The organism is Couchioplanes azureus, assembly GCF_014648355.1.
Classification (GTDB): Bacteria; Actinomycetota; Actinomycetes; order Mycobacteriales; family Micromonosporaceae; genus Actinoplanes; species Actinoplanes azureus.
This window is the reverse complement of record NZ_BMQY01000001.1, coordinates 1,353,042-1,370,396: the sequence shown is the minus strand read 5'-3', so window position 1 is coordinate 1,370,396 and position 17,355 is coordinate 1,353,042. Positions and strand designations below refer to the sequence as shown.

Annotated in this window: 13 protein-coding genes; 7 read left to right on the top strand and 6 right to left on the bottom strand. The window is 72.4% G+C overall.

Going from position 1 to position 17,355, the window contains the following annotated elements:
- Positions 1-19: 19 nt before the first annotated feature.
- Positions 20-796 carry a deoxyribonuclease IV gene (locus tag IEY99_RS06310; RefSeq protein WP_189200118.1) on the bottom strand — a complete coding sequence of 259 codons (777 nt, stop codon included), beginning with the start codon at positions 794-796 and terminating at the stop codon, positions 20-22.
- Between the two features lie 127 nt (positions 797-923).
- Between IEY99_RS06310 and IEY99_RS06305 the strand changes: the two genes are divergently transcribed.
- The 5 genes from IEY99_RS06305 to rplI all read left to right on the top strand — a co-directional run bounded on the left by IEY99_RS06305 (position 924) and on the right by rplI (position 3,820).
- On the top strand, positions 924-1,895 hold the full coding sequence (locus IEY99_RS06305) for a hypothetical protein (RefSeq protein ID WP_189200116.1): 972 nt from the start codon (positions 924-926) through the stop codon (positions 1,893-1,895).
- Positions 1,896-2,184: 289 nt separating this feature from the next.
- The gene (rpsF, locus tag IEY99_RS06300) at positions 2,185-2,475 is read left to right on the top strand and encodes a 30S ribosomal protein S6 (protein ID WP_189200114.1); all 291 of its coding nucleotides are present in this window, start codon (positions 2,185-2,187) and stop codon (positions 2,473-2,475) included.
- A gap of 65 nt (positions 2,476-2,540) precedes the next feature.
- Positions 2,541-3,077 carry a single-stranded DNA-binding protein gene (locus tag IEY99_RS06295; protein ID WP_189200112.1) on the top strand — a complete coding sequence of 179 codons (537 nt, stop codon included), beginning with the start codon at positions 2,541-2,543 and terminating at the stop codon, positions 3,075-3,077.
- Between the two features lie 39 nt (positions 3,078-3,116).
- On the top strand, positions 3,117-3,356 hold the full coding sequence (rpsR, locus tag IEY99_RS06290) for a 30S ribosomal protein S18 (RefSeq protein WP_007073789.1): 240 nt from the start codon (positions 3,117-3,119) through the stop codon (positions 3,354-3,356).
- A 14-nt stretch (positions 3,357-3,370) separates the two neighbouring features.
- The gene (gene rplI / locus IEY99_RS06285) at positions 3,371-3,820 is read left to right on the top strand and encodes a 50S ribosomal protein L9 (RefSeq protein ID WP_189200110.1); all 450 of its coding nucleotides are present in this window, start codon (positions 3,371-3,373) and stop codon (positions 3,818-3,820) included.
- A gap of 111 nt (positions 3,821-3,931) precedes the next feature.
- On the opposite strand, the gene IEY99_RS06280 is transcribed toward rplI, so the two are convergent.
- Positions 3,932-7,789, bottom strand: a complete 3,858-nt coding sequence (locus IEY99_RS06280; RefSeq protein WP_189200108.1) for a hypothetical protein — start codon at positions 7,787-7,789, stop codon at positions 3,932-3,934.
- 943 nt (positions 7,790-8,732) lie between these two features.
- On the opposite strand from IEY99_RS06280, the gene dnaB reads away from it, so the two are divergent.
- On the top strand, positions 8,733-10,172 hold the full coding sequence (dnaB, locus tag IEY99_RS06275) for a replicative DNA helicase (protein ID WP_189200106.1): 1,440 nt from the start codon (positions 8,733-8,735) through the stop codon (positions 10,170-10,172).
- Positions 10,173-10,284: 112 nt separating this feature from the next.
- Here dnaB and IEY99_RS06270 read toward each other — a convergent pair whose 3' ends face one another.
- The 3 genes from IEY99_RS06270 to IEY99_RS06260 are packed head-to-tail and all read right to left on the bottom strand — an operon-like array spanning position 10,285 to position 15,463.
- The gene (locus IEY99_RS06270) at positions 10,285-14,727 is read right to left on the bottom strand and encodes a toxin glutamine deamidase domain-containing protein (RefSeq protein WP_189200104.1); all 4,443 of its coding nucleotides are present in this window, start codon (positions 14,725-14,727) and stop codon (positions 10,285-10,287) included.
- Complete coding sequence (locus IEY99_RS06265) at positions 14,724-15,053, bottom strand: hypothetical protein (protein ID WP_189200102.1); 330 nt, start codon at positions 15,051-15,053, stop codon at positions 14,724-14,726. The genes IEY99_RS06270 and IEY99_RS06265 overlap by 4 nt, the downstream gene beginning before the upstream one ends.
- On the bottom strand, positions 15,050-15,463 hold the full coding sequence (locus IEY99_RS06260; RefSeq protein WP_189200100.1) for a YbaB/EbfC family nucleoid-associated protein: 414 nt from the start codon (positions 15,461-15,463) through the stop codon (positions 15,050-15,052). Before IEY99_RS06260 ends, IEY99_RS06265 begins: the two co-directional genes overlap by 4 nt.
- A 97-nt stretch (positions 15,464-15,560) precedes the next feature.
- Here IEY99_RS06260 and IEY99_RS06255 point away from each other — a divergent pair, with 97 nt between their 5' ends.
- Positions 15,561-16,793, top strand: a complete 1,233-nt coding sequence (locus IEY99_RS06255; protein ID WP_189200098.1) for an SUKH-3 domain-containing protein — start codon at positions 15,561-15,563, stop codon at positions 16,791-16,793.
- Between the two features lie 121 nt (positions 16,794-16,914).
- Here IEY99_RS06255 and IEY99_RS06250 read toward each other — a convergent pair whose 3' ends face one another.
- A complete protein-coding gene (locus tag IEY99_RS06250; protein WP_189200097.1) occupies positions 16,915-17,355 on the bottom strand; it encodes a TFIIB-type zinc ribbon-containing protein in 441 nt (146 codons plus the stop codon).

Here is a 17,355-nt window from a genome sequence, read left to right as displayed (position 1 = left end):
GCTCCCTCGTGCCGCTGGTTCAGCTGCCTGCTCGCTCCCGCAACAGAGCGATGTCCGCGGACTGGCCCTCGACCCCTCCGGGAGTCTCGACGATCGCCGGGGCGCCCGCCGCCCGGATCGCCGCCACGACCAGCTCAGGGTCGATCTTGCCATTTCCGAGGTTGTCGTGGCGGTCCCGGCCCGAGTCGAAGGCGTCCTTGGAATCGTTGGCGTGGATCAGGTCGATGCGGCCGGTGATCGACTTGACCCTGTCCACGATGTCCAGCAGTTCCTCGCCGCCGGCGTGGGCGTGACAGGTGTCCAGGCAGAATCCCGCGCCGAACTCCCCGACGGCGTCCCAGAGGCGGGCCAGGTTGTCGAAGCGGCGGGCCATCGCGTTGTCGCCACCGGCGGTGTTCTCGATCAGGATCGGGAGCGGCAGGCCGCCTTCCTTCTCCGCGTACGCAAAGGTTTTGCGCCAATTGTCGAAACCGACGGCCAGGTCGTCGCCCGCGTTGACGTGGCCACCGTGGACGATCAGCGCGCGAGCGCCGATCTCGGCGGCCGCGCGGGCGTGCGTGAGCAGCAGCTTCCGGCTCGGGATGCGGATGCGGTTGTTCAGCGTCGCCACGTTGATCACATAGGGCGCATGGACGTAGATGTCCACGTCGGACGCCTTGAGTGCCTCGGCGTCGGCGCGGGCCGCCGGGGCCTTCCACCCCTGCGGGTCGGCCAGGAAGAACTGGACCGCCTCGGCACCACGAGCGGCGGCCGCGGCGAGGGGCTCGGTGGGGTCGACATGGGCTCCGATGCGCATGGGACCGAGCCTACGACGCGGGTACGACGCTCACCCATTGTCGCGGACCGGCCACCGAATGCGTCACCGCGCCGAACGAGACGTCGTTATTCGAGGGTATTGCACCCGAACGCTTGAGGATGGTGGCATGTCGCGGCAAGTCCGACACCGGGTGGCAGCGATCGTGGTCGGCGGGTTCCTGCTGGGCACGGCGGTCGCCACGACGGGTACGGCGAACGCCGAGCAGGCGGGCGAGACCGGCCGGCAGGTCGTCTTCGCGGGCGGCGGAGTGCTGGGTCTGTCCTGCAAGTCCACGCCGTCGGTGGGCTCGATGACCGTGCCGGCGGAGAGCACCGTACGGGTGGTCAACCGCACCGGCCACGGCGCGAACCTGCTGCTCAACGGCGCCTCGCAGGGATCCATTCCGGACGACGGCTCGACCGAGGTGGTGTTCCGCCGCGGGACGACGGCGGTCATGCTCGACCCGAGCTGCGCGATCGCCGACCAGGCGACGCCCGTGCTGGTGACGGCCACGCCGTCCACCTCGCCCGCGACGCCCGCCCCGATGCCGTCGCCCTCGGACGTGGCCACCGGCGGCGGCACGGCGACGCCTTCCGGGCCGGGCACGGCGCCCACCACGGGCGGCGATCCCTCCCAGCCGGACGCCGGCTTCCCGGCCACGCGGCGTCCGGCGATGCCCGGCAACGCCGGCTCGATCGTGCTGCGGCCCGGCGCGCGCCCGCCGGCGGCCGCCGCGCCCGCCGGCTTCCCGCCCGGGTCCATGCCGCTGGGCGGTCACGCGGCGCGGACCCAGACCACCACCATGCGGGGTACGGCGGAAGGCGGCCTGCCGGGAATGCCGCCGGGTGGGGACAAGACGCTGCTCCCCGCCGTACCGTCGGCGGATCTGGGGGCGACGACCGAGGCCGTGCCCGCCCACCAGGCCGGACCGGCGACGGAGATCGCCGCGGCGGAGCCGGTGGCGGCGATGCGGCCGATGTCCGACTCGCGGCCGATCGGCCTGCTCGCGCTGGTGGCGGCGATCGCAGTGCTCGGCGTCACAGTTGGGGCAATTCGGGCAATCGTGTCGCAACGTGCATCTCGGGCAACTGTCGCGTAGACTTATCGGCACAAGCTCCGCGGGGCGGCCGTTCCAACCTCATCGGTGTGGTCGTTCCTCCCCAGGTCCCACCCAGCGAATGCGGACCGGACGCCCCGCGGCTCCACGAAAGAGAGCCCCGTCCACGGACGGGGCTCTCTTTTTGGTTGCCCCGCTCCGCGCGGGTATGCTGGCTCGGATCGCAGCAGCCCGCCGTGGGACGACCGCCCACGGCTTCTTTCTGCGATCGACACAAGACCTCCTGCCACGGAGAGACCGTGGCCGTTCAGCCCATAGGAGGTGAGACGTCTTGCGTCATTACGAACTCATGGTGATCCTCGACCCCTCGCTCGAGGAGCGCACCGTCGCCCCGTCGCTCGAGACGTTCCTGAACGTGATCCGCAACGCGGGTGGCTCGGTGGAGAAGCTCGACGTGTGGGGCCGGCGCCGGCTCGCGTTCGAGATCAACAAGAAGTCCGAGGGCATCTACGCCGTCGCGGACATCCAGGCCACGCCCGAGGCGGTGGCGGAGCTGGACCGTCAGCTGAAGCTGAACGAGTCCGTCCTGCGTACCAAGGTCATCCGGCCGGAGACCCGCTGACCCTCGTTTTTGTCGTAGGGCTCTGAGAGCCTTCTGCGAACGAGAGAAGCGGCGAGGAGAAGATCATGGCAGGAGAAACCACCATCACGGTCGTCGGCAACCTGACCGACGACCCTGAGCTGCGCTTCACCCCTTCGGGTGCGGCGGTCGCCAAGTTCCGCATCGCGTCGACGCCGCGGACCTTGGACCGGCAGTCGGGCGAGTGGAAAGACGGCGAGCCACTCTTCCTCGCGTGCAACATCTGGCGTGACGCCGCCGAGCACGTCGCCGAGTCGCTGCAGCGTGGCGCTCGGGTGATCGTGCAGGGCCGGCTGCGCCAGCGGTCTTACGAGACCCGCGAGGGCGAGAAGCGCACCGTCTACGAGCTCGAGGTCGACGAGATCGGCCCGTCCCTGCGCTACGCCACGGCGAAGGTGCAGAAGATGAGCCGGTCCGGTGGCGGCGGAGGCGGCTTCGGCGGCGGTGGTGGCAACCGGCAGTCCAGCGGTGGCGGCGGAGGCGGCAACAACTTCGACGACCCGTGGGCGACGGCGGCACCGGCCTCCGGCAACCGCTCCGGCGGTGGCGGCAGCTCCTCTTTCGACGACGAGCCACCTTTCTAAGCCCCACCACGGGCTTTCTCGAGTTCAGGAGTTAGAGCAATGGCGAAGGCTGCGGCACTGCGCAAGCCGAAGAAGAAGGTGAACCCGCTCGACAAGGACGGGATCACCTACATCGATTACAAGGACACCGCCCTGCTGCGGAAGTTCATCTCCGACCGGGGCAAGATCCGTGCCCGCCGCGTCACCGGGGTGACCTCCCAGCAGCAGCGGCAGATCGCCCGCGCGGTCAAGAACGCCCGCGAGATGGCGCTCCTGCCGTACACGGCCACGGCGCGCTGAGGGGAGGCACCGAGATGAAGATCATCCTCACCCACGAGGTGTCGGGCCTCGGCACCCCCGGCGACATCGTCGAGGTCAAGAACGGCTACGGCCGCAACTACCTGCTGCCGCAGGGCTTCGCGATCCAGTGGAGCAAGGGCGCCGAGAAGCAGGTCACGGTCATCAAGCGGGCCCGCGAGGCCCGCGAGATCCGCGACCTGGGCCAGGCCACCGAGGTCAAGGGCCAGCTCGAGGGCCTCAAGGTCACGCTGACCGCGCGCTCCGGCAACGGCGGCCGCCTGTTCGGCTCGATCACCCCGACCGAGATCGTCGACGCGGTCAAGGCCGCCGGCGGTCCGGCCCTCGACCGGCGTCGCCTCGAGCTGCCCGGTCACATCAAGACCACGGGCTCGTACACGGTCCAGGTCAAGCTGCACCCCGAGGTGACCGCGAAGTTCCCCGTGAACGTCGTGGCCGCCAAGTAACACCCGCGCCAGGAAAGCGCGTCACCCTCACCGGGGGTGGCGCGCTTTTTCCGTGTACGGCCATGGACGGCGCCACGACCGCGTCGTCCCATCCGTGGCCGGATTTGCTCGTCAGCTGAGCGATTGGCCGGTGATCGCCGACGTCAGCACCGTGGCGAGGCCGCCGCCCATGACGGCCGACGCCAGGCCCACGCTCGCCGCCTTCCACGAGCCGCTCGCCCAGCGCAGACCGACCGCCACCAGCATGCTCAGCACCAGCGACAGGCCGAACTGCGGCGCCGCGTCGGCGAGGGTGCCCAGGGCGTGCGCCCGCTGGTTGCCGTTGAGCACCAGCATGTAGAGCACGAAGAGGACGACCGGCACGCCGTACCAGACGACGGTGTAGCCGACCGCCGCCAGCGGGTTGCCGGTTTCCTCCTCGAACTCCTCTTCCGGCTCCAGCAGGTCGCTCTGCCGGGAGGTGGCCGCCGCGAACGTCCTGACCGGGCGCCGCTCGTACGTGCCCGCGGAGCTCGCCATGACCGCGCCCCGCGGCGGCCATTCGGTGTCCGGGGGGTTCTGCCAGTTCGCGCCCGTACGCTGGATGACCTCGGTGATGCCCTCGGAGGCCGAGTTGGCGACCGGCACCTTGACCGACGCGGAGGCCCCGCTCGTCGACGGCGGCCGGAACGGCACGAAGTCGTTCGTCCCGAAGCGCCGCGACTCACCGTCGGCGAGGTCGCTCTCGGCCTTGAGTTCGCGCCGCCAGTCCCCCGAGCCGCCCTCGCGGTAGGTGGCCCCGCCGCGCGCCGGCTGGTCCCGCCACGTCGCGGCCGGCCCGGCCTGCCGGGCCTCCGTCAGCCCCTCGCCGGAAGCGTCCTGCCCGCCCTGCTCCGCCCGCAGCTTGCTGCGCCATGAGTCGGTGCGCGCCGCGGCCTGCGCCTCGGCACGCCACGCGCCAGGCTGGGCGGCCTCGGCACGCCACCCGCCGGGCCCGGCCGCCTCGGCACGCCACCCGCCGGGCCCGGCCGCCTCGGCACGCCACCCGCCGGGCCCGGCCGCCTCGGCACGCCACGCGCCCGGCTCGGCCCTGCCGGCGGGCCTGGCGGACACCGGACGGGACGCGCCCGGGCCGCCACCCGGTCGCCGGTCGGCGGGCGGCGCCGAAACGGGATCCTCGTCCGAGGGGCCGGCATCGCGCTCCCGGGCCGCAGGGGCCGCGGACACCGGCCGGTCGTCGTCCCCGGGCGCCGGGGGCGCCGACGCCGGGGCCTCGGACCGGGCGCTGAGCTGCAGCGGACCCTCGAGAGCCCGCCGGCGACCGCCGACCTGCCGGCGGGGGGCGTCGTCCTCGTCGTCGTCCGCGGTACCGCGCCGGGGAGACTCCTCGTCCCGGCGCCTTCCACTCTCGATCGCCAGCGGGCCGCCCGGCGCGCCGCCGCGGCGGGACCGGCGGCGTGGCCGCTCGTCGTCCCGATCGTCCTCGTCGTCTTCGTCGTCGTCGACCTCGGCGCGGTGCCACTGCCCGGTGTCGGAATCGCGGAGCCAGACGTCCGACTCCGGGTCGCGGTGCCACTGGCCGGACTCCAGCTCGCGCTGCCAGCTGGTGTCGGGCTCGCGCCTGCGGGCGTACGCCGCGGCACCCTCGCGGCGGGGCATTCCCGCGCCGCGCTGGGCGTCCAGGCCACGGCGCGGCTCGCGCTGGGCCTCCGGACCGCGCGGGCGGCGTCCACGCGTGCCGTCGGCATCGCGCCGCCAGCCGCCGGTGCCGTCGCCCGGGTCGGCGTCCCGCCGCCTTGCGCCGCCGTCCCAGCCGTCGGCGTCGAGCCGCGGGCCGCCGCCGTCGCGGCCGTCGGCGTCGCGTCGCCACGACCCGGTGCTGTCGTCCTCGTCCCGGCGGCTTTCGCCCGTGCCGCGCCACCGCCCGGCCGGGCCGGCGTCCCCACGGCCCTCGCCCGCGTCGAGGTCGCGACGCCGCGCGCGGGAGCCGGGGTCCGATCGCCGATCGTCCCGGCCGTCGGCGTCCCGCTGCCACGAGCCGGGGCCGGACTCGACCCCGCGCTGCCAGGAACCGGTGTCGGTGCGGTCCGCCCGGCTGCGCCGGCCGTCGCCGCGCTGGTCCCGGCCCGCGTCGGGGTCGCGCTGCCAGGAGCCCGTGTCCGTACGGCTGCGCCAGCCGCCCGTGTCGCCCTCACGCGGCTGGGCCGGCAGCGGGATGACGCCCGTCTCGGCGGCGCTCTGAGCCCATGGGTCGGCCGGCGGGCGTGTCTCGCCGTCCCGGCGCCGGGAACCGGCGTCCCGCCATCCGTCGCGCGCCTCGGCGCCGTCCGTCCGGCCGTCTCCGCGCCGGTCTTCTCCGTATCCCTGGTCACCGCCGCGCCAGCCGTCACCGGCTGCCTGGCCGCCGCTGCGCCAGCCGTCACCGGCTGCCTGGCCGCCGCTGCGCCAGCCGCCGCCTGCCTGGTCGCCGCTGCGCCACGTGTTGCCGGTCTGGTCGCCGCGCCAGGTGCTGTCGCCCGTCTGATCGCCGCCGCGCCGTTCGTCGGTGCCGCCGCCCTGCCAGCCGTTGGTGCGTGCCTGACCGCCGCGCGACCACCCGTCGTCGTCGGGCTCCACGGCGCGACGGCCGTTCGGGCGTGCCGCGCCACCGCTGGCCTCGTCGGCGCTGCGCCAGCTGTCGGTGGACGGGTCGGCGGTGCGCCAGCTGTCCGTCGCGGGTGCGCTCTGCCAGCCGTTCGTGGTCGAGCTGGTGCGCCAGCTGTCGGTCGCCGGTTCCGGGAACCTGGGGATGCTGCCGGTGTCTGTGTGTCCCGCCCAGTTGTCGGCGTCCGAGCGGTCCGCCCAGCCCGTGCCTCCGCTCGTCCGGGAACCGGGTTCGGCGGCGCGGTGGCCCGCTCGGCCGGCGGCCGACTCGCGACGCCACTGGGCGCGGTCGTCCTCACGGACGAGGTGGCGGCCGTCGTCGGACCAGCTGCCGGCGTACGAGACCGGCTCGGCCGGTAGCTGTGTATTTTGCCGGTTCGGCGAGCTTTCTCCCGGCCGGTCCGGAGGGCTCTGCCATCGGCCGTTGCCCGGCTGGTCGGTCTGCCAGCTCGGGGCGTCGCTCCGGGCCGCCCTGTCGGTCTGCCAGTCGCCGCGTGAGGCCTCCGAGCGGCTGGAGCCGGTGAATTGCTGCCAGCTCGGCGGGCTGTCCCAGGACGGCCGGTCCGTGCGGGGCCGCGGTGCGTCGGCCGGCTGCGGGGACGACGCCTCCCACGAAGGAGCCGCCGCGGGCGTGGCGAACTGCTGCCACGACGGCCGGTCGTCACCGCGTGGCCGGCTCGGTGGCGCGTCGGCGGGACGTTGTTGCCAGCTCGGGGCGTCGGCGGAGCGCTGTTGCCAGCTCGGCGGCGCGTCGGCCGGAGTTTGTTGCCAGCTCGGCGGCGCGTCGGCCGGAGTTTGTTGCCAGCTCGGCGTGTCGACGGGGCGTTGCTGGCCGTTCGGTGCGGCGTCGGCGGGGCGTTGCTGCCAGGACGGCGTGTCCGGCGCCGAGGGCTGCTGCCAGCTCGGGGGTGCGTCGGTCGCGGACTGCTGCCAGCCGGAAGCCGCCGAGGTCGGCGGCGTGCCGGACTGGTCGATGATCTCCGGCGTGGGCCAGGCGGTGCCGGAGATGGCCGGCAGGCTGGAGGACGGCGGGTCGACCGGCGGGCGGAAGTTCTCGCTGTCGCCGCTCTGCCACGCCTCGGTCGTCTGGCGCCAGCCGTGCGTCCCCGAGGCGGAACGCCATTCGGTCGTCTGCCGCCAGCGGGCGGTGTCGCTGGTGGCACGCCACTCGGAGGTGGACGTACGCCAGCCGACGCCATCGGCGGGGATCGCCGGGCGGCCGGTAGCCGCGACGTCGGACCACCGGCTCACCGTGCCCGAACTGGACCTTTCGACCGCTTGATCCTCGTTCTGTGCCCAGGCCTCGGCGCGCAGCGACCAGGCGACGGCCTCGGGAATGGGCTGCATGCTGCCGGTGTCGGCGACCGATCCGGTGCCCCAGACGACCGCGCCCGGTTCCGCAGGCTCGGGCGAATCAGGACTTTCCGGGCTGTTCGAGGTTGACCAAGGGTCCGCACCGCTCCTCTCGCGCGGCAGGCGGGCGCCGAAGTCCCACTCCCGTTGGTCCACCTGAAAAGCGTGACGTGCGTTCAGCGGATCTGCAACGCCTCGGGGCGATGGCTTCGTCACGAGGGGCACCTTTTTGTTCTCTCCACATGGTGGGGACGGCAAAAGTGCTGGTCAGAACGGTACTTCCGGAGGCTTCCCCAGGCGTTGTACACAGGCTGTGCACAGGGCCGCGCACAGGTCCGGGGGCGTTGTCCACAGGTTGTCCCGAGGCTCGTCCACCGGGCTGCTTGGGCCGATGACGTGCGGGTTCGTATGGTTACCCGCGCCGGATCACGCCCTCGGGCGGATCCGGCCGGAAGCCGCCGGCACCGACGGGGTCCGCGGCCGGGTCACCCGGCCGGGGATGCGCTCACCCGAAAGTGTCGTACCCAGGCTGTTTGATCGACTGGGGCGTTGTGTCCGAGGGCTGCTGCTGGCGACGGCCGCTGCTCCGGTGGGTTCCCTGCCGTGGTGGGGTTGTCGCTCGGTGGGGTGAGGGCTGCTCCGGGTGGGGTGGACCGCTTCGGGGCCGTGGGCTGCGCGGTGCGGCTCCGCGGGGGTGCGCCTTCGCGGCGGCGGGCTGTGTGGTTCGTGGGGGCTCGGCTTCGGTCGGGTACCGCGTCGGACTCGGCGGGCGGTGTGCCTTCGGGGCGGCGGGGTGTGTGGTTCGTGGGGGCTCGGCTTCGGCCGGGTGCCGCGTCGGGCTCGGCGGGGGTGCGCCGAGTCAGCGCGGCAGGATGACGCCCGGGCCGCGCGGCCGGGGTGGTAGTGGCGTGACGTATCGCAGGAGGGGGAGGTCGGAGTGTCGATCACCGATGACGCACGGCCCGAGTCCCGGCCGCAGGCTGCCGGCGGTCGGCCGCCCAGCGGCAGGCCACCTGGCGGCGGTGCCCCCCCGCCGGTCGAGGGCGGGTTCGACAAGACGCCGCCCCAGGACATCGCCGCCGAACAGAGCGTGCTCGGCGGCATGCTGCTGTCCAAGGACGCTATCGCCGACGTCGTGGAGATCCTCAAGACCCCGGACTTCTACCGCCCGGTGCACGCCACGATCTTCGACATCATTCTCGACCTGTACGGCAGGGGCGAACCCGCGGACGGCGTCACGGTCGCGGCCGCCCTGGCCGACTCCGGCGACCTGCAGCGCGTCGGCGGGGTGCCGTACCTGCACACCCTGATCGAGAGCGTGCCGACCGCGGCCAACGCGTCGTACTACGCCCGTATCGTCTCGGAGCGCGCCGTGCTGCGCCGGCTCGTCGAGGCGGGCACCAAGATCGTGCAGCTGGGGTACGGCGCCGGCGGCAACGGCGGCAGGGACGTCGACGACATCGTCGACCTCGCCCAGCAGGCCATCTACGACGTCACGGAGAAGCGGGTCAGCGAGGACTTCGCGGCGCTCGGCGACATGCTCCAGCCCACCCTCGACGAGATCGAGGCCGTGGGCGCCCAGGGCGGCGTGATGACCGGCGTACCCACCGGCTTCTCCGACCTTGATCGGCTCCTCAACGGTCTTCACCCCGGCCAGCTGATCATCGTCGCGGGCCGTCCCGGCCTCGGCAAGTCCACCGTGAGCATGGACTTCGCCCGCAACGCGGCCATCCGCAGCAACTGCGCCAGCGCCATCTTCTCCCTCGAAATGAGCAAGATCGAGATGGTGATGCGCCTGCTGTCGGCGGAGGCCCGGGTGCCGCTGCACACCCTGCGCTCGGGTCAGCTCTCCGACGACGACTGGACCAAACTCGCCCGCCGCATGGGCGAGATCAGCGAGGCACCCATCTTCGTCGACGACACCCCGAGCATGAACCTGATGGAGATCCGAGCCAAGGCCCGCCGCCTCAAGCAGCGGCACGACCTGAAGCTCCTGGTGATCGACTATCTCCAGCTCATGACCTCCCCCAAGCGCACGGAAAGCCGCCAGCAGGAGGTCGCCGACCTGTCCCGAGGCCTGAAGCTCCTCGCCAAGGAGATCGAATGCCCGGTGATCGCGGTCAGCCAGCTGAACCGAGGCCCCGAACAACGTACGGACAAGCGCCCCCAGCTGTCCGACCTGCGAGAGTCCGGCTCCATCGAGCAGGACGCCGACGTGGTCCTGCTCCTGCACCGCGACGACTACTACGACAAGGAATCGCCGCGCGCCGGCGAAGCGGACTTCATCGTGGCAAAGCACCGTAACGGACCGACAGACACGGTGACGGTGGCGGCACAACTCCACCTGTCCCGCTTCGTCGACATGGCCATCGTCTAAGGGTGCCACTGTCCGATCACCGCTCCGAACGTCCTGTTCGGAACGGTTACCTGAGCGGTGCTGGAGCTACTCCCGAGGCGGGCCGTACGACCAGCCCATCCGGGCCCCCTCTTCACACATCGCTTCCAGGCGCTCCGGACTCGGAAGCTCGGTGTGCAGCTGCTCGCGCGCCAGCTTCTCCGCTGCGGCCCGGTCGACAGGCATCGACTCGTCTGCGTATGAATCGTCGAACAGGAGACCCGCCGCCAGAGCGGGGGCGTATATCCACTTCTTCCTCGCCGCGTGCCACATCACTGCCTTGAGCGGTTCCATCGCCCGGCTCCGGAAGGCGATGAGGCTCGTCACCTCGTTGGAGCTCGCTGACTCGAGGAATGCTTGGTATGCGAAGGTCGGCTCGCTCATCGGCTGGCTCCAACCTTTCTATGCCCGGAATGTCTTGCGGGACAAGGGTCCAATGGTGCAGCGCCTCATGGAACGTCATGCTGTCGGACGCGAGAGCCCTACGGTATTCGATCCACGGCTCTCGGCCGGCGCTGCGCGTGGCCCAGCGTACGAGTGACGTGTCGACAGGGACGATCGCATCCACCGCGTCGAGGCTGGCGGGCTGGTGTGCGGTCATCCCGCACATTTTGTTGATGGCGAGGATGGCTAGGAACGCCTCGACTCGCTCTATGCCGGTGATGTCCTCCGAGTCGATGCGCACGATCTCATAGAGTTCATGGGTCAGCTTGCCGACGCGACGCGACTGCTCGGTGGGAATCTGGAGTTCCATCCGGAAACCGTCCGGATTGGTCATCGTGATGTTCAGGCCATTATGGCGACCTCGGCCATCGCCCCAGAAGCTTGCGATCTCGTGAATCTGGTAGCCCTGGCTGTCGAGGTTACTGAGAATGCGGTGGAGTGTCTCCACATATCCGTCTTCCTGAATTTGTATCGAGAAGCGCACCCGATCGTTCGACGTCCGAAGGAACCGGTCAATGCCGGTGGCTCGGGTGGCTTCGCGCTTCGCGAACTTGCGGGCGAGGGACGGGAGTGACTTGACTCGGTGTTGCTCGTCCACGACCTGGCCGCCCACCTCGGCGGCGAGGGTGTGCATTCTTGTCAGTTCTGTTTCCGCTACTGCCTGCGCTTCGCCGAGCGCGTGCTGCAGGGCCTGGCGTTGGGACGGTGTCAGGCTGGCCAGGAGCTTGTGTTCCGCGGCTCGCGCGGTGGGATCCGGAGTGCCTGTGGGACTCGGCCGTGGCACTGGATCTCGGACGTCGGTGGCGGGGTCGACCGGGCGGCGCGGAGCCGGGATACGGGGCTCGGTCGGCGGCGAGGTCAACGGCGACGGGTCCGGCGCCGGCGTGGGTGTTGCTGGGGTCGGTTGGCGTTCCGGTCCTGGAGGTGCGGGGTTCCCGTGAGTCGCCGGTGGCTGGTGTACCGGGGCCGGTTGCAGGCTCGTCCGGCCTGGCCGCCACAGTCCGTCCGGGTGGGACGGGAAGGGCATCGGGACTCCGCCGCCGTTGACCACCAGTGCGTCGATGGCGGTCACGTTGCCGGGGTGGGGAGCGCCGTGGTGACCGTACAGGGAGGTGCCCGGTGGTGCGGTGAGCCCCGATTGCGGGTCCACGAAGAGGATCCGGCCGTTCTGGTTGACCGCCGCCCAGGCGTGGGCGGCGCCGCCTTCCCAGGCGCTGATCAGGAAGGCGAAGGAGCCGTGGCCGCCGGCGACTAGCTGGGCGGATACGGCGACCAGCGCCTGTTCCACCTGGTGTCGTGCGGCCGCCGGGTCGTGTGGGTCGACCGGCGGGCACACGGATTGGAGGCGGCCGCCGGTGGCGCGCTCGATGCGTTCGCAGCCGAGCTCTTCGCCGTACTGTGGCCTTTGCGGGTCTCCGTCCTGGTAAGCGTCGAAGGTGCGCGGTGCCGACACTCTCGGGCGCCCGTGCATGTAGGTGTCGAAAAAGGACAGTACGCAGTCCTGGCAGTTGATCGCGCGCGTCGGGTCGGCCGCCGGGCCGCCGTCGTTGATCAGGCGGAAGTACGGGGTACGCGGGTCGGCCGCGCGCACCGGGTCGCCGCCGGCGTCGCGGGGGACGGCGTTCTCGAGATCGAGCTGGTGGCGGGCGAGCGGCGGCCGTAGCCCGGCCCGCTCGCCGTAGCGGCGCGTCGCGTCGATCGGGGGCGGGTGGTCACTGCCGGTGAGTGTGGAGCGGTTACCCACGGAGATGCCACCGGGGGCCAGCCGGCCGCTGTCACGGTTGGCTCGATGCCAGTCCTGCGGCTCGACCGTCGTCACGGATCCCACCGCTGGCGGGCGAGCGTTGCGCAGGTCGCCGAGCCGCTTCTCGGCGCGGTCGGCGTCCATGCCGGCCGCGAGCGCGTCGGCCTGGAAGAACTGCGCCAGGCCGGAGTCGAACTTGACGAATCTGGCGACCTTGGCGGACCACCGGGCATGGCGGGCCCGGCGCCGCGCGCTCTCGGCCTTCCGCCCGAGCGCGTCGATCGCATCCTGCCGGCGGAACTCCGCGTAGGCGGCCCGCTGCAGGCGCGCAAACTCCAGGTAATGGCTCGCCTCCGGCGAAGGCACCGGACTGGTCACCGTGGGCGCTTCCGTTTTTTCCGGTACGGGCACAGCACGGTTGGAGAAAGTCACGGGACCTGAACCGGGCTCCTCGTCGAAAGTCCCGCCCGGAACGACGGGCCGCTTAGGCGTAACGACTTCGCGGGAGAAGGCCGCGCCGCTCTCGGTCGGCGAGGGGAGCAACCCGCTGGATCCGCTCCGCGCGGATCCGTCGGTTCGGTCGCGTGCGAGGGACCCGCCGGTCTCCTCCGCTGCCGGTGATCCGCCGGGCCTGCCCTGGGCGGGAGCGGAAGTGGACGGATCGGCCCGAAGCGAGCCTTCCGGCAAGGCTTCCAGCGGCGAGGACTGCGTCAACGACGGAGACGAAGAAGAGGAAGTCAGTGGTGGCGCAGATGGATCGGAGAAAAGCGGCGGGGAAGGGGTGGAGATCGGTGGCCCGGACGGAGGTGGGGTGGAGGGAGGTGGCAGCGACGGGGACGGGGTGGAGGTCGGTGGCCCGGGCGAAGGTGGGGCGGAGGGAGGTGGCGCGGACGGAGGTGGGGCGGAGGGAGGGGGCGGAGACGGAGTGGTGGTAGGTGGCGGCGGGGATGCCATGGCAGAAGTCAGCGGGTAGGGGGATGCCGTGGCAGGAGGGCGTAGCGACGGAGAGGACGGGGACGAGGACGAGGGCGAGGGCGAGGGCGAGGACGTTGAAGAGTGGGCCGGCGGGGAGTTGGGCAGTGAGGCGTGGGCCGGCGGGGAGTTGGGCAGTGAGGCGTGGGCCGGCGGGGAGTTGGGCGGTGAGGCGTGGGACGGTGGGGTGGTCGAGTCGACGGGATGAGGGGAGTCGGGCGGGTCCGTGGTGGACAGTGGGGTCAGCGGCGGTGGTGCGAGATCGGCTGTTCGGGCTTGCAGCGACTCGGTGAGGGCCGGGCCCACTGACTCCGTGGCCGTTCCCGCCGCTCCCGAGCTGGCCGACTTCGCCAGGTCTTCGAGATCCGGTAGGTCTCCGTTGACCGCCGCCACGCCGAGCTCCCCCAGGACCTCCGCGCCCGTTCCTCGGGTCGTTCCGGTGCGGGAGCCACGCCCGATCCCCGCGCCCGACGCGGCGAAGCCGCCCGCGAAGCCTCCGGCCGCCGAGGCGCTCATATCTCGGTAGTCGAGGCCGTCAGCTCGTCCCGTCGTGTTCTGGTAGAGCTGGATGCCCGCGTTGGTCGCCAGCTCCTCGCGCATCTCGTCCAGGCCCTCGGCCACACCTTCACGGCCCAGCCGCCGAAGACCTTCCCTGGTCGTCAGCTCGGTGGCCGCGCGCTCGGCCGTCTCCTCGAGCGTCTTCTTGACCTCCTTGCTGCCCAGCCGCTCGACGAGGCGCCGGAAGATCTGCTGGATCGCCAGGCGGGTCGCCGCGATCAGGCCGCCCGCGGCCGGGGAGGCCGCGCCCAGCGTCAGGGCGACCGCGACCGACATGCCGATCAGCTCGATGAGGAACAGGCCGATCTCGATCCACGCCTCGAGTTTCGCCGCCTCGATGTCGCAGCCGCACTCCTCGACGAGCCTGCCCAGTTCGTCCGCGACCTGCACCAACCCTTCCAGCGGCGTCCCCTCCCCCACGGCGACCCGCCCCCACGCACCGATGAAGGCCTGCGCAACGCCACCCGCACCGCCCGGTCCCGCACCGGGGAGAGTCCCGCTGCCCGGACCCGCGCCGGAGAAGGCCGCACTACTGGGTGAGAAAGCCGCACCACCCGGACCCGCGCCCGAGAGGGCCGCGCCCGGACCGGCACCGAAGCCCGCGATCACCCGGGCCGCCGCCTCGTGGGCCTCGTCCCGAGAACCCGCGAGCAGACCCGCGATGGCATACCAGCGATCGGCAACGTCCCACGTCGCCTTCTCGTCACCCTCCGGCCAGTCGAAGCCGACGACCCATTCGAGCGCCTCGTACGCCCACCCCGGCACGTCGAACGGGCAATAGTCCAGCGGGTGCGGGATCGGGCTGGGCAGAACGGTCACGACCGGTTCCCGTACGACTGCTCCACGCGTACCGATGCGGTCTGGTCCGTCTGCAGCAACTCGCGGACGGCCTGGACCGACGCGTCGCCGAGCCCCTCGACGTGACCGGCGAGCCTCTCCCAGGCCTGCAACACCTGCTGCTCGACCGGCCGGTAGTTGCGCTCGAACGCCTGCCCGATGTCGTCGCTGCCCCACGGCCGCGCGGCGCTCAGCGCCGCCACCTCCGACCCGGCCTCCGCGCGGGGCGCGGCGAGCCGCCGTCCCGACGCCGCCAGGTCGTGGCCCCCGCCGGCCGCCTGCCCGGGGTCGAGCCACAGCTCGCTCATGGACGGTCCCCGGGTGCCGGGGACGAGCGGTCGGGCAGGGAGCCGAGGTCGTCGTCGCGGAGGAAGCGCATCGGCCCGGAGTCGGCGGGCAGGTAGCCGGCCATCAGGCGCTCGACCTCGGCGGCCGCCTTCGCCGCCGCGGCGGTCGTGGTCGCGACGATGGCCCGGCTCAGGTCGGCGGGGTCGAGGTCGCGGTGGACGTGGCGGTCCAGGTGCAGGTCGACGAGCTGGCCGCGGGGCCCCACCGTCGCGCGGATCAGCCCGTCCGCGGACTCCGCGGTGGCACGTAGGCCGGTGAGGCGGCGCTGAATGTGGTCCAGATCGGACCGTAGCCGCTGGTACTGGCCGTGGATCTCGTCGAGGCGCGCTCGCAGGGCGCGGTTGCCGTCGCGGTCCGCCGTCTGCGCCACCGTCGCGCCTCCTCGCGTCTATCGACAACCTTCGACCCTAGCGGCAGACGGGACGCCCGGTGGTCCGGTAATTTCGGTTGGCACACGAGGAGGCGCGATGATCACGCTGGCCGAGGCCGAGGAGATCGCCGCCGGGTGGGCGCGGGGCGAGTCCGAGAGCCGGGGGTACGAGTGCACGCCCATGGTCAGCGAGTTCGAGTTGGGCTTCGTGGTGTGGACGAAGCAGCCGCCGTTCGTCCTGCCGGTGCCCGGTGACGGCGTCCGTACGGTGATCGACCGCGAGACGGGTGCCCTGTCGACGTATCCGGGCGTCTCCCCCGCCGTCGTCGCCGACCTGTACCGGCAGCGGCGGCCCGAGGTGGCCGCCCGGCGCCGGACCGCCGATCCCGAGGTCGAGCTGCGCCGCGGTGTGCGTCGCCGTCCGGCGCCCACCACGGCGGCTCGTCTCACTGTGGACGGCCGGGTGTTCGTCGCCCGCGGCGCCAAGGGCGATCAACGCCTCGACCACCATCCGCTGGTCGCGGACCGGTTGCGCGCGATCGAGCCGGGCGCACGGGTGCGCGGCACCGAGCGGCACGCCGAGCTGATCGTGGTCTCGGACGCGCTGTACGAGGCGGACCGCGCCCGGACCACACCCCTGACGCTGGACGAGGCTCGCACGTGGCTGCGTACGGCCGACTTCCAGGCCTTCCTGGTGCGGGAGCAGGGCGATCCGCTCGCCGGGACGCCGGCCCGTCCGTGCGAGTCCTGCCTGGTCACGCTGGTCGACCTGGCCGTGCTGCCGTGGCCGCACCTGGCGTTCGTGGAGCCGCTGCGGCCGTACTCGGAGAATGTGGCGCAGCCGGGCCGCTTCCCGGACCGGATGGCCGGTGCGCTGGCGGACGCCGGCTGGCGGCCGACGCACCGGACGGTGGCGGAGGCGCTCGCCGACGGCATCATCTCCGAGGTCGTCGCGGTGACCGGCCGCCGTCATCGGCACCGGCCGTTGCCGGCCGCCCGTGCCGCGATCATGGACTTTCCCGGGATCTTCTGCAGCCTGCGGACTCCGGGGGTACGCCGCCAGGTCCGCTGGCTGGCCCTCGAACCGTCCGCGGCGGCGCACACGGCGGACGCGCTCGGGGAGCTCGCCGAGGTGATCGGCGCACCGCTGTTTCCGCTCGGCGTGGAGGCGAGGGGCGACGCGATCGTGGCGATCGACGAGCGCGGCCGGCTGTTCGCGCTGGATCAGGGCGGCGAGTGGTATCTCGGCGAGAACCTGGACGAGGGGCTGATCAGCCTGCTCACCGGCGACGGTCCCGCCGAGCGTGTCCGCGACGACGGCACGTGGTGATCAGCGGGCAGGCGGTGGACGACCACCCCGGTGACGCCGGTGTACGCGGTCGCGACGGCGGTGGCAGCGGTCGGCCTCATGGCCGGCCTGGCATGCCGGCCGCCGTCGCGCGCGGCGTGGCTCAGTCGAAGAGCTCGTTGAGGAAGCTCTTCCGGCGCCGGTAGTGGCCGTGGTAGCCGTGCCCCTGCCGGTAGTGGCCGTGGTAGCCGGGGCGTCCGTACTGCGGGGCACCGTACGCCGCCGCGGCCGGTGGGTAGGCGGGCTGGCCGTGACCGTAGCCGGGAGGCGGCGGAGGCGGCGAGGCGTAGCCGCCGCCGGGGGCCGGCGGGGGCGGCGGGGGCGCGTACCCACCCGGGGCGGGTGCGCCGGGCGCCTGGGCCGGCCGCGGCGGGGGGCCCGCCGGCGTCTGGCTGTTGTTCCAGTTGGCCTCGGCCTCGAAGAGCTTCTCCAGCTCGCCACGGTCGAGGAAGATGCCGCGGCACTCGGTGCACTGGTCGATGGTGACGCCGCTGCGCTCGTACACCCGCATATCGCCGTGACACTTGGGACAGGTCATCTGCAT

What these genes read in the sequence shown, in the direction of transcription:
- IEY99_RS06280 (WP_189200108.1), bottom strand. Translation starts at nt 7,789, where the DNA reads ATGCAGCCCATTCCCGAGGCCGTCGCCTGGTCGCTGCGCGCCGAGGCC.
- IEY99_RS06295 (WP_189200112.1), top strand. Translation starts at nt 2,541, where the DNA reads ATGGCAGGAGAAACCACCATCACGGTCGTCGGCAACCTGACCGACGAC.
- rplI (WP_189200110.1), top strand. Translation starts at nt 3,371, where the DNA reads ATGAAGATCATCCTCACCCACGAGGTGTCGGGCCTCGGCACCCCCGGC.
- IEY99_RS06250 (WP_189200097.1), bottom strand. Translation starts at nt 17,355, where the DNA reads ATGCAGATGACCTGTCCCAAGTGTCACGGCGATATGCGGGTGTACGAG.
- IEY99_RS06305 (WP_189200116.1), top strand. Translation starts at nt 924, where the DNA reads ATGTCGCGGCAAGTCCGACACCGGGTGGCAGCGATCGTGGTCGGCGGG.
- IEY99_RS06255 (WP_189200098.1), top strand. Translation starts at nt 15,561, where the DNA reads ATGATCACGCTGGCCGAGGCCGAGGAGATCGCCGCCGGGTGGGCGCGG.
- IEY99_RS06310 (WP_189200118.1), bottom strand. Translation starts at nt 796, where the DNA reads ATGCGCATCGGAGCCCATGTCGACCCCACCGAGCCCCTCGCCGCGGCC.
- IEY99_RS06265 (WP_189200102.1), bottom strand. Translation starts at nt 15,053, where the DNA reads ATGAGCGAGCTGTGGCTCGACCCCGGGCAGGCGGCCGGCGGGGGCCAC.
- rpsR (WP_007073789.1), top strand. Translation starts at nt 3,117, where the DNA reads ATGGCGAAGGCTGCGGCACTGCGCAAGCCGAAGAAGAAGGTGAACCCG.